Source organism: Candidatus Koribacter versatilis Ellin345, assembly GCF_000014005.1.
GTDB classification, from domain to species: domain Bacteria; phylum Acidobacteriota; class Terriglobia; order Terriglobales; family Acidobacteriaceae; genus Korobacter; species Korobacter versatilis_A.
Genome location: NC_008009.1, coordinates 1,074,685 through 1,089,154, shown reverse-complemented (window position 1 = coordinate 1,089,154; position 14,470 = coordinate 1,074,685). Strand labels below are relative to the sequence as shown.

Here is a 14,470-nt window from a genome sequence, read left to right as displayed (position 1 = left end):
AGTCCGTTCCACGGCCGTTGTCACGAGGTTGTGAATGAATTGTCAGACTTTCGCGTTCGCCGAAATGTGTGGCTACATCGGCGGTACATTGGTCTGCGAGGAAAGAACTCTGACCTTCGTCCCGACAACCACGGAGTTTCGCACGCTGCTTCGCTGCGCGGGAGTTTTCTGTTCTCTGTCGAGCAACTCAGAAACAGTGATCGAAGCCTTTCGACCTTGGTTAATCACAGACTGCACCGAACCAGAACTGACGATTAATATTCGCGTGTTGACATTTTCTCCTGGATTAGCCCCCACTCAGTTCAGAGGCATGGAGCACCTCGTCGTCGCCCGTTTTGGCGAAAACACATTCCTTCTGGACTTGCTTGAGAAGTCGGTCGAGGGATGGGTTTCCGAGGAAGTCGCTAGCGATTCGAATTTCTGGAACCAGCGAATTATTCCACTGATTCTGGGCGTGATGGGTTGCGCTGTCGGCGTGCTTCCATTGCACAGCGCCTGCCTGGTTAGCGAGGGCCACGGAATTCTCCTCGCCGGCCATTCGATGGCGGGCAAATCAACGCTCGCTGTTGCCCTCGCAAAGCAAGGTTTCGATTTTCTCTCTGACGATTGGGTGTATGTTCGTCGCGCCGGTGCCAGCCTTGAGGTTCACGGTCTAGATGCGCCCCTAAAGTTGTTGTCTGATGCCACTGCTTATTTTCCCGAACTCTCTCAGTGGTCGCCCAACCCCACGGCGAATGGCGAGATCGGCTTTGAGATTGCGGCTCCGCAACTTGACTTGAAGACCTCGCGGGTCTGCATGCCGAGCCTGATCATATTTTTGGAGCGCATTCGAACTGGAACGGCGCATCTCGCCCGAGTTACCGGGTCCTATACGCGACGGTTCCTGATGAACAGCGTGGAACGACTGCCGCACTCAATGGCGCAGATGGCAGAAAACAGGCGATCGGTTATCGATCACATAGGCGGCCTTGACGCACTGCGCTTCCGTTATGCCGGATCACCACAGTATGGGGCCGCCCAACTCTCTCGTTTCATCGAACGAACTTTGAGGTCGCACGCAGATGTCTTATTGTCGTGAACCTGTGCCCGATCTTCTGAAGCGCTTCGTTGAAATGCGCTTCAAACTCGTCGGTGAAAACGGGTCCATCCAAACGAACGATGAGGGTCTGCTCTCTCAATTAGGTGGCCGCCACCAGGAGCTCTTTCGAGGTTTTGAGATCCGAATCGTACGCGAGGCCGAAGCTCGTTGGATGAGCGCACCCACTCGAGTAGTCTGTTCCTCGACGTGCTGCATTCTGCTCTCAGAAAGCAACCTTGTGATGGTGGACCGTGTCAGACGTCAGACCTTCGCATTCTTATCGGCAGACACCGATGCGTCCGAGCTCATGGATCATCTATTGCCGGTATCTTTGAATCACGATCACGGGCATCTTCCGAGATGATCCGCGAACGGTGAAGCGCTTCAAAATCCGAAAAGATTCGCTCTGATCGGCTGAAATCCCTGCTCGATCATCCAAACGCTGACGGCTAGTGTAGCTATGTCCTCCACCTCTGGAACGGCATGACCGTCTACGCTAAGGTCAACGCATTTGAGGTATCTACGGCACGTATCGCAACCCGATGTCCTTACGTGGAGTGTGAGCTCGTTGGTAAAAACAGGCAACTTCTCCTTATCGAGTTCTCCGCAGTACACGCAGATCACACGACGATATTCCCACTCCGTTCTGCACAGTCCGCAAAGCAGGTGTCGTTTGGCCCCATCGCCCTCAGGGCGCAAAACCGCCAGTTGCGGTAAACATCCGCAAACAGGACATTCCGGCTTTAACCAGCTTTCCTGTCGATTAACAGTCGTAGCAAGTTTTCGCGCAAAAGGCTGAAGGATTGATTGCGATATTAACGATATAGGCGTGTAGGTCGCCGTAACTCGTTCCTTCCAATAGGAACTTAGCTCATCAGCCCATTCGAGTTCGCGCGCAAAGTCTGCAATTTGTTTAAGTTGGAACGTTCCCCGTGTCGCCATCAGTGCGAGCATTCCAGGGATGAAAGCGGCCATGGCTTCGGGCATTCGATGTCGATCATCGAGCGCGCTGTATACCGTTTCCTGGAATCCGACAATATCAGCGTAAAACCGTAGGATCTCAGCGGCCGCGTCGGATTGAGTTATGAGGGCTTTCGCCCGATCGATCTTCTCCTGCCATGGATTCGAAACGCCACGCATCAGCGAGGTTCCCTCGCGGTTATTCGCGCATACCATTTGGGCGCGTGCAACATCGCCCAGCCACGCGAAACGTGACCTTCCGTCATCGCTTTCAAACTGCCCGGCACGTTCGAGACCGACATGTAAATGTGGATCATCACGCCGCCAATCGTAAGCAGCGCCGCGACCGCGTGGAAGAAAACCAAGATTGGGAGCGCCCAATGCATGCTCCGCGACAGGATCTCGGGATACCACATGAAAAAGCCCGTCAGTATAAGCAGGATCGATGCACCGAGCATGACCCAGTAGTAAATCTTCTGCCCCGCGTCATATTTGCCCTGCGGCGGCAACTTCTCGTCCTCATTTTTGATGTAGTACTTCACGTTCTTGAGCCAGAGACGATCGTCTTCATCAAGAGTGAGGTCTCGCGCCCAGCAGTGGTGCATCCAGAAAATTCCCGCCACGAATCCGAGCCCGACGATCGGGTGCCACACGCGTGCACTTGGCGCGCCACCAAGAAGCAGCGCCATCCAATACAGATGTGGACTGAAAAACGCGAGGCCACTGATGCCGCAATAAATATAAGTAACAGCCGTGTACCAGTGCATCAGTCGTTCCGTCCAGGTGAACCGCTGAATGCGGCCCGCTGGCGGTTCATGGCGGAGAACAGCGTGGCTAATTTCGCTCACGATCGCCTCCCGGATGAATTTCAGCTTCCTTCGGCCCGTACCTCAAGTAATGGAACGCAATACCGACGGCGCCGAATATCATTCCCAGCCCTCCAATCCATTTCAATGGTCCCTTCCAAAGTCGAACCATCGGATTTACCGTCGGGTTTTTCGGCAGGCCACCGTACTTCTCGGGATTATTGATGTCATGAAGCACATAGATAACGTGCGTTCCCCCAACTCCTTCAGGATCGTACACACCCGCATTCTGATGAGCTGTGTGCTCTCGGAGCTGCGTGGCGCGCTTGTTCGCAAGATCTTTCATGTCTTCTTTAGAACCGAAGTGCAGGCACCCGGTCGGACATGCCTTGATGCATGCAGGCTCGAGTCCCGCGCCAACGCGATCGGAACACAGCGTACATTTGAAGACTTTTTTCGTTGTGGGATTGAATTTCGGAATATTGAAGGGACATCCGGTAACGCAATACTGACAACCGATGCAGTTCGCCTGGTTGAAATCAACGATGCCATTCTCATACTGCACGATGGCGCCGTCGGCGGGGCACGCTGCCAGGCATCCTGGGTCCTCGCAATGCATGCATTGGTCCTTGCGCATCAACCAGCTAAAGCTTCCATCCTCGTTCACGTGCTCATCGAAGCGGATCAAGTTCCAGTAGTTCCATGACGTGTCTGGCATCGTCTGGTATGTATTGTCGAACGTTGTTGGCTGGAAGTCGTATCCGTTCCACTCGAGACACGCGACCTCGCACGCCTTGCAGCCGATACACGTGGTTGTGTCGACGAGCTTGCACACGTCATAGTCGCGCGACATGTTCGCGCCAGGCGCCACTCCTGCGTGGCCCGAGATCGCCTTGATCTGGAGAAGCTTGCTTGCCATCTTTTTCTCCTTAGACTTTCTCGAGTTTCACGAGGAAACCCTTGAATTCAGGTGTGAACGCGTTGGGGTCGATAACGGCTGCGGTAAGACCGTTGACCATCGTTAGCGCGGTCCGACCAGCATCTTCCTGGATACCTCGATATCCCCAATGGATCGGGATTCCTATCTGATAGGTCTTCTTGCCGTCAATCATCATTCCGCGGATGCGCCGGGTGACCATGGCCTTGGCGATGTAATGATTTCTGGCGCTGCTGATCTTCACCTTCTCGCCGCCGCGGATGCCCATCTCGTTCGCAAGTTCCGCCGGAATTTCGACGAACGGCTCCGGCACCAACTGAACGTTCATTGGATTGTTCTTCGTCCAGTAGTGGTAGTGCTCGGTAAGGCGGTAGGTCGTACAAACGATGTTGTAGCCTTCTTCGGGTGTACCGAACTTGTCGAGGTCACTCTTGAACTTCTTGGCTACCGGATTATTGTTCTGCTGCGGGTGCAGCAAGTTTTTCACTGGGCTCTCGAAAGTCTCGTAATGCTCAGGGAATGGACCGTCGGCAACCTGTCCAAGCGGAACGAACAGGCGAGCAACGCCCTCCGGGTTCATGATGAACGGCCCCATGTGTTCCGTCGGAACCGAATCTGCCTTGAAGTCGGGTACATCGTTGCCAACCCACTTCTTCGACGACTCGTTCCACCACACTTGGCTGCGAGATGCGTCCCAAGGCTTGCCGTTCGCGTCGCACGAAGCGCGGTTGTAGAGCACTCGGCGATTGGCGGGCCAGGACCACGCCCAATTCTGATAAATCCCCTGCCCCGACGGATCATCAGTGCCGCGGCGTTGCATCATCGCGCCGGCTTCCGTCCACGAGCCGCAGTAGAGCCAGTTCCCGCTCGTAGTGGAACCATCGTCACGGAGAAAAGCGAAGCCCGGCAACTGCTGTCCGGCCTTGATGGTCGTCTGCGTAGCATCGTCCGTCACGTCCACAAGCGCCTTGCCATTGAGTTCTTTGGCAATTTCAGAGAGCGACGGATTCTGCTTGTTGGTGTAGTTCCACGAAGCATTCAGGATGGGATCCGGGAATCTGCCGCCCTGCGCCTTGTAAAGGTCCCGCACATTCAGGAAGATTCGCGACAAGATTTCCTGATCGAGTTTCGCGTCTCCCGGAGGCGGCACCGCGGCCCATTTCCACTGCAGCCAGCGTGCCGAATTTACCATCGTGCCGTCTTTCTCAGCGAAACCGGCACCCGGCAGACGATAGACAGTCGTGTTGATCGACTTCATCTCCTCCGGAGTAATTCCCGGAGATTTCCAGAACTCGCTCGTCTCGTCAGGGTAGATTTCGCATACGACCAGCCAGTCGGCCTTCTTCAGCGCGTTGATGTTCTTTTGATTATTCGGGCCGATCATCACGCCGTTCATGCCAAACGCGAAAATGCCTTTCACTTCCCCGCGATACATCCCATCCCAAATCTCAGTCCACGAATAGTTGCGATCCACCTTCGGCAGATAGTCGAATGCGAACCCGTTCTCTTTTTTCGCCGCGTCGCCGTACATCGACTTCAAGAACGACACCATGAAGCGCGGCGTATTTGACCAATAGTTGAACGACGCCCACTCATTGGGCTTTGCGGTCTTCGGGGTTGTGCGACTCAGATAAGCAGTGAGATCGGCGTCGGCAGGCGTCGGAACCTTCAGGTATCCCGGCAGAATGTCGAAAATCCCGGCCATATCGGTAGCGCCTTGAATATTGGAGTGTCCACGTAACGCGTTCATCCCGCCGCCAGCGCGCCCAATGTTTCCGAGCAAGAGTTGCAGCATTGCGCCCGCACGAATCGTCTGTGTTCCCGAGCTATGCTGGGTCCACCCCACGGCATAAATGATGGTGCCAACTTGCCTCGGATCGCCGTTCTTGCGTACAGAAGTAAACAAGTCCGCAGCTTGCACAATCTGTTCTTTCGGAATTCCGGTAATGCGTTCGACAAGCTCCGGCGTGTAGCGCGAATACTGTTTCTTCAGCAGTTGATAAACGCAGCGCGGATGCTGGAGCGAGGTGTCGTAGGCAATGTTCGGCGGCAACGTCGGCAGTGTCGCACCGGCTGCCGGTATCCCATGCTGTGCGGGAGCCTGCTCTGCGGGGTGTGCGGAAGCGGCAACGATGTTCGCCTTCGCGGGCGGTTGTCCAGTCCCGGCGGTTCCCGACACTGCCTTGCCCGTTAAATTGCCGCCCTCTTCGTAATTCCAAGTGCTCTTGTCGTAGGTATGTTTCTCCGCGTCATAGCCGGAGTACAGTCCATCCTCGGGAAGCTTGAAACCATCCTTCACGATAAACGCAGCGTTTGTGTAATTGACGAGATAGTCGTGGTGTACGCGGTCGTTCTGCAGCGCGTAGTTGACAAACGCACCGAGCAAAGCAATATCCGTACCCGCGCGTAATTGGATGAACAAGTCGCTTACCGCGGCAGTTCGGGTGTATCTGGGGTCAACGACAATCAACTTGGCATTTCGAGTGCGCTTGGCTTCGATCGCCCACTTAAACCCGCATGGATGGTTTTCTGCTGGATTGCCACCCATCACCAACATCATGTCGGTGTTCTTGATGTCTACCCAGCCATTCGTCATCGCGCCGCGACCGAAGCTTGGTCCCAGACCTGAGACCGTTGGGCCGTGTCAAACACGTGCCTGGTTTTCCAGGTACGTCACCCCCATGCTTCTCATCGTCTTCACAACGAGGAAATTGAATTCGTTGGTGTCCGTGCATCCGCCAGTGAATGCAATCCCGGGGCAACGATTGACGGTGTGTCCCATCGGGTCCTTCTCAATGAAGGTGTCGTCGCGTGTCTTCTTCACCTTTTGCGCGATTTCTTCGAAGGCCGTGTCCCACGAGATGTCTTCCCAGTGATCGGAACCGGGACGCCGAACCTGCGGTTTGAGCAGCCGGCGCTCGTTGAGAATGTCCTGCATCAGAGACGAGCCCTTAGGACAGAGCGTACCTCGATTGATGGGATGATCGGGGTCACCTTCGACGTGCACCACTTGCGGCGTAACATTCTTTGCCTTGTCGCCGATCGTGTGGATGATGACACCGCAACTGACCGCGCAGTATGGACAAGTTGAGCGGGTCTCGGTGGTGCGCGCGATTTTCAGCTCGGATGCCTGCGCGTAAGCTTGCTCGGTACTGAATCCGAGCATCGGTAATGCGGCTGTGCCAACAGTGGCAGTTTTCAGGAAGTCTCTGCGGGTGAATCCCATGGCCACCTCCAGAATTCGCTGCTCAGCCCAATGTGTTGTGAGTGGAACCCCAAAACCCCGCCAATCGTTTACTCTTGGCGGTCAAGTATTGCAAGTAAATCTTGGTGTCAAACACGCAGAAGAATCGACCATGTTCGCAATCGATGTGGCCTTCCGCGAACACGATTCAGGAAGTTCATTGAGGCAATACCAAAGTATTGCCGCGTGTGCTGGCGAAGCGGTTCTTGCCGATTCTTCCGCCCACTTGCAAGCTCCCATCTGTACGTCTGGACGGTCTCTAAGTAGCACCTTTGGCCCAAAATACCCCAGCCAATTTCGTTGCTCGACAGCAATTGACAGCACATACCAATCAAAGGCATAGTCTCTCTCCTTAAGACATTTTTCTTCTCCGTGCGGACGCAGGACAGTCATTGCCACCGAACGGCTCACTCACAGCTTCAGATCCCCGATGTTCCCGCTTCGACCTACCCTCACCCGGTTTCGGAGCTCCCCCGCGAGGAAGTTTTGGGAATCAAACTGCCCGAGCCAGAAAAACTGCGCGACATCTTCAGCGCATTGGGATTTGTGACCACTGGTACGTCCATGTCGGGCGTCCTTCAGTGCGCATACAAGGCGTCCCATGCCAGCGATACCACGGTGCTCTTACAGGGCGAAACGGGCACCGGGAAGCAAGTCCTTGCGCGTGCCATCCATGCCCTCGACGAAAAACGGGGACGCTTCCCGTTCGTCACCGTGCATTGCAGCACGATCTCCGAAAGCCTCGCCGAAAGCGAACTCTTCGGCCATCGGAAAGGTTCGTTTTCCGGCGCCGTGTCAGCCCGGTCTGGTCTTTTTCAGGCGGCGGAACGTGGCACCGTGTTCCTCGATGACGTCAACGACTTGCCACTGCGCTTGCAGCCGAAGTTGCTGGACGCGCTGCAAAGAGGCAGCATCCGGCCACTCGGTTCCGATCGCGAACAGCATGTAGATGTGCGGATCATCGCGGCAGCAAACCGGCAGCTTGAACCTCTGGTAGCGCAAGGAGAGTTCCGCGCGGACCTTTACCATCGGCTCAACGTCATCAAAGTGAACCTGCCACCGTTACGCGAGCGAGACGGCGATGACTTGGCTGCACTGGTGCTGGAATTTGCCCACCGCTACCCCGCACTCTACCAACGCATCGAGTCGCTGGATCCCGAGCTGTTGCAATACCTAAAAGTCTGTCGTTTCGAGGGAAACGTCCGCGAATTGGAGAATGCCGTTCAGCGGATGTTGTTCCTAAAAAACGAAGGCGATTCCCTCACACGTGCGGATTGGCTCCGCCAAGAAGCGGATTCGGCCACCGAGACCCAAGCTGCAAGCGACATCCCAGCTGCCGCCAACCTCCTGTGGCTCATCATGGTACGCAACGAGCTCCCTTTCCCTGAATTGATGCGCAAGATCGAAGGCGAACTGCTGCGGCGAGCTCTCCAGGTTAGCGGCAAGACCCGTCGCGAAATCGCTCAGCTCCTCCAGACCAGTGAACGCACGCTCTACCACAAGATGAGCGCACACGGGATCGGCGGATCGAAAGAGGCATAGGGCTGAGCTCCTAGCGCACTGCCACATTCTTCAGTTGCATTGGTACAGGTGGGCGCGCCGATCCTCAAATCGGACGGGAACCTCTAATTTCCTCGACTTCCCAAAGTTGTGCACCGCCTCAAAGTGGTAGTCAAGTTGCAACCACATGCGCAGAAGTCTGTGCTTTTCACGATGAGCGTCGGCTTGCGAACATCTGCACGTCTGGCAATTACGAAACCGTCCCCGGCCGGAAAGGCCGCTACGCCCGCGAAAAATGCGACGAACTACTTCTCGGCCGACCAGTCCGTGCAGGAAGCCTCCCAGCCCGAGTATTCATTCTCAATCTCGAAGCTGAACCTCACCGCTCACGGGGACGATCCGAACCCACGTCCATCTGCGTTTGCTGGGCATAACCGTATCTCGAGCGACTCCCTCGAACGGGAGGCGGACGACATGGCTGCGGCGGTACTACGCCGACCGCTCAGCTCGTCGCTGCAAACAGCTCGTTCAGAGCCGGTTGTCCAGCGGAAATGCGAATGCGGCGGCACGTGCGACAAATGTAAGCAAGAAAGGGCCGCCCAGGGATCGATTCAGAAGAAGAGCGACGACAGTCTACGAGAACAGTCCTTAGAACAGTCCGGGGTTGACAGGATTGTAAACACGCCTGGCGAACCGTTGGAGCGCGAAACTCGCTTAATGATGGAGGAACGATTCGGCTGGGGATTCGAAACCGTTCGGATACACGCCGACGCCGCAGCGGCCCGCTCCGCGAGGGCTCTTGCGGCGAAAGCTTACACGCTGGGCCAGCACATCGTGTTTTCAGCAGGTCGCTATTCACCTGGCACAGCCGAGGGCCGATCTCTTCTCGCCCACGAACTCGTCCATACCCTCCAACAACGCAATATCAATTCGTTCCCGTCCCAACTGCCTATGAGCTCACGGGGTTCACCGGCCGAAGTGAATGCCCGGCGTACCGCCGAAGAAACAGCGCGCGGTGACCAGAGAGGGCGAAGCCATGCTTCGGTGATGGTGCCTCGTACCTCCGCCCAGATCGCACGCGATGAAGATATGCCTGAGTTGACCGGCGACGAGACCGTCGTCTTGATGAAACTCAGATTTGCGAAGGACCTCTTGCGCCAGACGTACAGTCGCGAAGTTCTCTCAGGAATGATCGACAAAAAAATGTTGATTGACGCGAAGACTCCGTCCAGCAACCGTCTGTATGTCGTCTTCCACCCCTGGCGCGACGACGCTCCTGACAAACGCGACGAAAGTATCTTCGAACTCAATGACCTCAAGATCAAGCCGACGACAGCAAGAACCATGATAAAGGTCGACGGCAGGCAGGAGATCGGTGACATTGCTCTAGAGCTTTTTGCCAATTACAAGAAAACCACGGGCGGGAGCGATACAGACGTCTCTGACAAGTACATCGGCCAGGAAGACAAGTCCAAGAGCCGCGAAGAGCACGTCAAGCAAATGGTGGATTCGGTTTTGTGGAAGCAATACGAACTCATCAATAAGAAGCAGAGCTTCGAACAGATCGGTTACAAAGTCACCACCTCCGTCCCGCACGAAAAGGAATACGACGATGCTTTTCACAACGTCTTTATGGCGGAGATCGCGAAGGGCAAACTTCCGGCGGATGCTATAGGCCCTGCAAAAGACGCTGCGATAAGTGCTTTGAATGCGGCGATTGCGAAGGAAGGTTACGCGAAGCAGTTCGGCGAGGCTTGGGACAAAGCTCAGACCGAATGGGAGCGCAAGAACCCGAAAGAGGCTGAACAGGTTGACACAAAATTCAAGACACACCGCGCGATGGATGCGCTGGTTGTGCTTGTGAAGGCCGTCGATCCCAATGGACCTGCGGCCGACAGCCTCATCGATCTCATCGACGCGTCGATGGAACTTTTCGATACGGTGGACATGTTTACGTTCATCGGCCGTTGCGGAGAGTCGCTAGAGAATCTGATCGGTCCATTCGGATTCCGCGCTTTGCAAGGCACTGGAGGTCTCGCCAGCCTGCAGTGGGACCGCGTTGACTATGCCTTAATGAATTTCCGCCGTCTCTCACCCAAAGCACGCTCGGCATTGCGTCGCGATCCAATGGCGGGCGATCAGTACGGCATCAAATACGACCTTACCGAAGGGGAGCACGAAGCGGAAGATCGCATTGTGGCCATTCGCACGCTCCCGGACGGTTCCACCCACCAAGGCACCCTTGGGGAATTCAAAGTTGCTCTCGAGAACAACCGCATCAACCACATCCTCGCGCAACTAGACCAGATCGCAAATGCGGGTCCCGGCTCGTTGGTTGGGCGCATCATCGGCGGCGAGAAGGGTGCCGAAATCGGATCGATGGTGGATGCCGGCCTGATGGTGGCGGCACCCGTCAAGGCTCGCATGGACCAGCGTCGGCAGATGGCGCAAATGACCGATGAGCGTCTTTCTCCTCGTCTCGAACCGGAAGCTCTTCGGCAACGCGCGACGAAGCAAGATCCGATGCCTAAGCCGGATCCGCCAAAACTACAGCCGCCGAAAATCGAGCAGACCAAACCGCCGCAGCCCCCGAAAATTGACCAGACTACAAAGCCTCCGCAGGCCCCAAAGGTTGATCAAACTGCGAAAGCTTCGCAGACGCCCAAAGTCGAGCCAAAAAAAGCCAACCCGCCACAACCTCCGCCAACTGCAGACACCAAAAAGGCAGAAAAAAAGACCACCGCTCCGAAGCAGCGCCTGGTTGAAGACGAAACGAAATACAAGGATGTCAAGAAGGTTCGTGCTGACGAAAAGGTCGAAAAAACGGATACCGCAGACCAGAAACGCCGCAGCGATTCTGGAAGCGGCAAGGCAAAAGGTAAAGCGAGCGCCCGCACCACCGCGACCAAAAAGGCGGCGGAGCCGGACGTTGACGATTCCAGCAAGTCTCAATCGAAAGGAAAGGCAGCCAAGCAGACCAAGGTTGCGAAGAAGACGAACGCGTCCGATGATTCGACGACGAAGGCAGACGAGACAACAGCCCCAACGAAGGACCGAGTAAAGAAAGCACCCGCCAAGGCGAAGAGCGCTCCGAAAATCGATCCCGATGCGGAAGCGAAGAAGGCGGAGGCAGCCAAGCGAGCGGAGAACAAGGCCAAGATCACAACCGAGCGGAAATCGCAGAGCGATATGACCGAGTTGCAAATCAAAAGGCTGCGTGGGCTGCTGTTGCAGAACCAGATTGAGATTGGCGAAACGGAACGCAGTTCGGAACCTAATCAGGAAAAGCGGGAAAAACTTGCCGATCTGCGCGGTGAAGCTGCGAGACTTGGGTCGGAGATCGGGAAGAAGCAGGCTGCCATCGCTCAACTCGCGGCGGATCCCCTTGCCCCCATTCGAGCCTATTCGTACTCGGCATCGGCGGAGCGCGCCGTGCTTGTTCGCGCAAAAGGCATAGACGAGTACTCAGCCTTCAGCGGTCAGCCCGGCAAAAAGATTCAAGATCCCAGCATTGACCACCTCAACTCCATTGACGAAATGTCCAACTGGGACGGTTTCTGGGAGCTCACGGAAGATTCGCAGAAGAAACTTGTGAGCTATGAAAAAAACTTGTTCTTGATGGAGGAACCACTCAACTCTTCAAAGAGCAACCGCACCCGACTGACGGACTGGAAGGCAGGCGTTCGCGCGTACGGGCAGGATGGCGTCAAGGCTATGACACAACGCAAAGGGGAAGTCGCGATCGAGATGAAGAAATACATGACGACACTTCCGACAAAGACTGGCGGCAAATTACCCCTTCCGAAGTAGCGATTGACTGCCACTTTCTGCAGTGTCGCTGACAAGTTTGGCAGACCTTTGCAAGAATTATTTCCACACAAAGTCATCTCACCGCGTCCCTCGCTCCGCAAAGCATTGAATTGCGCTACCCGAAAATGACGTAGCGATGCATTCACAAGTCAATCCTTGTGGAACCTGAATTGCCACTCTCCCACTTGAGAACTCTGCATGCCTTTCGCGAACACTGCGCAAGTCGGAGACCGGGTGACCTTCCGCATCGCCGACGTCTTTCTGCCGGAGCCGGCGGAAGTGCTTGCGAACCTGACCGCCGAACTCGAGGCCAATGGGGTGGTGGTTGAGTTTTCAGATTCCGGGAACAACCTGCGTGCCTATGCCGTGGTGCGAATTACTGCACAGCAGGCCGTAGTCCTTCCGGTGAGTGCACTCCGCGTTATGCATTGTGGATGAGATCGCCTTACGGCGAATGGCTTGTCCGCAAAATGCGGACTTGAGGAGGACGAAAGATGCCGCCGACTTTCACGTTTCCTGGCGTTTACATTGAAGAAATTCCCAGTGGAGTGCACACCATCACAGGCGTCGCTACCTCCATCGCTGCCTTCGTGGGCTGGGCAGCGCAGGGCCCGACCGATGAAGCCACACTGGTCCAGAGTTGGGCAGACTTCGCGAACCAATTCGGCGGCCTCGACGCCCGAAGCAATCTCGGCTACTCCGTCAATCAGTTTTTTAACAACGGCGGACAACAGGCCTACATCGTGCGACTCGTCTCCGACACCACGAACGGCAACACGGCGGCTGCGACGGCGTCGGTCAACATCAAGACCATAACCTTCGACGCGAGCGTGTCACCCAGCAAAGTCACCGTTACGAAAGGTGCCGCCGGATTGACAATATCGGCCGCAAACCAAGGCGCATGGGCGAAGAACTACTCCATCCAGGTCCAGCCGCGAATTGACGATTACAACCGCTTTACTCTCTCGGTTGTCTACACCGATCCCGTCACGTCTGCGCAGACCATTGTTGAGAGCTATTCGAATCTCTCGACGAACTCTGCCGACACGCAGGGACGCTACGTCGTCAACATCCTGAACGAACAGTCGAACTATGTAACGGCGAAGATGGCCCCAACCCCGGTCACGCTGACCGTCACTCCCGGCGTTCCGACCACGCCGAAAGCCTCGAATCCCGGCTCTATCGCATTGAATGCCAGCGTTGACGGAAACGACGGCACGCCGCTGGCACCGGGCGACACCGTCTTCGAGAAAATGCTCAATTCGGGCGGAGCCGGAACCGCAGGTGTTCGGTTGCTCGATACCGTTCCCATCTTCAACATCCTTTGCGTTCCCGGCGAAACGGTGGTCCAGAACATCACCGAACTGCAAGCGTACTGCGTGGACAACCGCGCATTCCTAATCGTAGATTCCAAGTCGGACGACAAGGTGAAAGACCTGGCACTAAACGGTCCGGCTGGCATTACTGGCGTAAACTCCATCAACTCCGCGCTCTACTTTCCGTGGGTCAACCAGTTCGACTCGCAAACCAATAGCACTCGCGCCTTTCCACCCTGCGGCTTTGTTGCGGGCCTCTATGCGGCGACTGACACAGCCCGCGGGGTTTGGAAAGCGCCTGCCGGCATCGACGCCAGCCTCACTGGTGACACCGGTCTCACGCTCAATCTCACGAACGCGCAGAACGGAAGCTTAAATATCCAGGCGATCAATTGCCTCCGCAACTTTCCTGTGTACGGCGACGTCATTTGGGGTGCGCGAACGTTGCGCGGGAACAACCAGGTCGGCTCCGAGTGGAAGTACGTTCCCATCCGGCGTCTCGCTCTCTTCCTCGAAAGCTCGTTGTACGACGGCACCCAGTGGGTCGTCTTCGAACCCAATGACGAAAAGCTCTGGGGACAGATCCGCATGAACGTGGGTGCCTTCATGCAGGGCCTCTTCCTGCAAGGCGCATTCCAAGGCACCTCTCCGCAACAGGCCTACTTCGTCAAATGCGACGCCGACAACAATCCGCAGTCGAGCATTGATCAGGGCATCGTCAACATTCTCGTCGGATTCGCTCCGCTCTACCCCGCAGAATTCGTCGTAATACAGATCCAGCAGATGGCAGGACAGCTTCAGGCGTAAGGAGAAAATTGT

Annotated in this window: 10 protein-coding genes and 1 pseudogene; 6 read left to right on the top strand and 5 right to left on the bottom strand. The window is 55.9% G+C overall.

Features of this window, described 5'->3' with window-relative positions; genetic code table 11:
- Nucleotides 1-34: 34 nt before the first annotated feature.
- Nucleotides 35-1,078: an HPr kinase gene (locus tag ACID345_RS04495; protein ID WP_011521677.1), complete on the top strand. Its 1,044-nt coding sequence runs from the start codon at nucleotides 35-37 to the stop codon at nucleotides 1,076-1,078.
- Between the two features lie 384 nt (nucleotides 1,079-1,462).
- On the opposite strand, the gene ACID345_RS04485 is transcribed toward ACID345_RS04495, so the two are convergent.
- The 5 genes from ACID345_RS04485 to ACID345_RS04465 are packed head-to-tail and all read right to left on the bottom strand — an operon-like array spanning nucleotide 1,463 to nucleotide 7,007.
- Entirely contained in the window at nucleotides 1,463-2,218 is a 756-nt protein-coding gene (locus tag ACID345_RS04485) for a formate dehydrogenase accessory protein FdhE (protein WP_011521676.1), read from the bottom strand.
- Entirely contained in the window at nucleotides 2,218-2,886 is a 669-nt protein-coding gene (locus ACID345_RS04480) for a formate dehydrogenase subunit gamma (protein ID WP_011521675.1), read from the bottom strand. The genes ACID345_RS04485 and ACID345_RS04480 overlap by 1 nt, the downstream gene beginning before the upstream one ends.
- Nucleotides 2,873-3,763 carry a formate dehydrogenase subunit beta gene (fdxH, locus tag ACID345_RS04475; protein WP_011521674.1) on the bottom strand — a complete coding sequence of 297 codons (891 nt, stop codon included), beginning with the start codon at nucleotides 3,761-3,763 and terminating at the stop codon, nucleotides 2,873-2,875. Before fdxH ends, ACID345_RS04480 begins: the two co-directional genes overlap by 14 nt.
- A 10-nt stretch (nucleotides 3,764-3,773) precedes the next feature.
- Nucleotides 3,774-6,377 carry a formate dehydrogenase-N subunit alpha gene (gene fdnG, locus ACID345_RS04470; protein ID WP_083763667.1) on the bottom strand — a complete coding sequence of 868 codons (2,604 nt, stop codon included), beginning with the start codon at nucleotides 6,375-6,377 and terminating at the stop codon, nucleotides 3,774-3,776.
- A gap of 48 nt (nucleotides 6,378-6,425) precedes the next feature.
- The gene (locus ACID345_RS04465) at nucleotides 6,426-7,007 is read right to left on the bottom strand and encodes a twin-arginine translocation signal domain-containing protein (RefSeq protein ID WP_041855438.1); all 582 of its coding nucleotides are present in this window, start codon (nucleotides 7,005-7,007) and stop codon (nucleotides 6,426-6,428) included.
- Nucleotides 7,008-7,511: 504 nt separating this feature from the next.
- Here ACID345_RS04465 and ACID345_RS04460 point away from each other — a divergent pair.
- The 5 genes and pseudogenes from ACID345_RS04460 to ACID345_RS04445 all read left to right on the top strand — a co-directional run bounded on the left by ACID345_RS04460 (nucleotide 7,512) and on the right by ACID345_RS04445 (nucleotide 14,458).
- A complete protein-coding gene (locus ACID345_RS04460) occupies nucleotides 7,512-8,567 on the top strand; it encodes a sigma 54-interacting transcriptional regulator (RefSeq protein WP_011521673.1) in 1,056 nt (351 codons plus the stop codon).
- Nucleotides 8,568-8,738: 171 nt separating this feature from the next.
- Nucleotides 8,739-9,437 (top strand): annotated as a pseudogene (locus ACID345_RS27425) (DUF4157 domain-containing protein); the annotation flags it as partial.
- A gap of 135 nt (nucleotides 9,438-9,572) precedes the next feature.
- A complete protein-coding gene (locus ACID345_RS25120; RefSeq protein WP_228370799.1) occupies nucleotides 9,573-12,335 on the top strand; it encodes a hypothetical protein in 2,763 nt (920 codons plus the stop codon).
- Between the two features lie 198 nt (nucleotides 12,336-12,533).
- Nucleotides 12,534-12,773 (top strand): hypothetical protein, encoded by a 240-nt coding sequence (locus tag ACID345_RS04450; RefSeq protein WP_011521671.1) that lies wholly within the window; start codon nucleotides 12,534-12,536, stop codon nucleotides 12,771-12,773.
- Between the two features lie 56 nt (nucleotides 12,774-12,829).
- On the top strand, nucleotides 12,830-14,458 hold the full coding sequence (locus ACID345_RS04445; RefSeq protein WP_011521670.1) for a phage tail sheath family protein: 1,629 nt from the start codon (nucleotides 12,830-12,832) through the stop codon (nucleotides 14,456-14,458).
- The last annotated feature ends 12 nt before the right edge of the window (nucleotides 14,459-14,470 follow it).

Coding starts and splice junctions, on each gene's coding strand:
- ACID345_RS04495 (WP_011521677.1), top strand. CDS start 35: ATGAATTGTCAGACTTTCGCGTTCGCCGAAATGTGTGGCTACATCGGC.
- ACID345_RS04485 (WP_011521676.1), bottom strand. CDS start 2,218: ATGCGTGGCGTTTCGAATCCATGGCAGGAGAAGATCGATCGGGCGAAA.
- fdxH (WP_011521674.1), bottom strand. CDS start 3,763: ATGGCAAGCAAGCTTCTCCAGATCAAGGCGATCTCGGGCCACGCAGGA.
- fdnG (WP_083763667.1), bottom strand. CDS start 6,377: ATGACGAATGGCTGGGTAGACATCAAGAACACCGACATGATGTTGGTG.
- ACID345_RS04465 (WP_041855438.1), bottom strand. CDS start 7,007: ATGGGATTCACCCGCAGAGACTTCCTGAAAACTGCCACTGTTGGCACA.
- ACID345_RS25120 (WP_228370799.1), top strand. CDS start 9,573: ATGGTGCCTCGTACCTCCGCCCAGATCGCACGCGATGAAGATATGCCT.
- ACID345_RS04450 (WP_011521671.1), top strand. CDS start 12,534: ATGCCTTTCGCGAACACTGCGCAAGTCGGAGACCGGGTGACCTTCCGC.
- ACID345_RS04445 (WP_011521670.1), top strand. CDS start 12,830: ATGCCGCCGACTTTCACGTTTCCTGGCGTTTACATTGAAGAAATTCCC.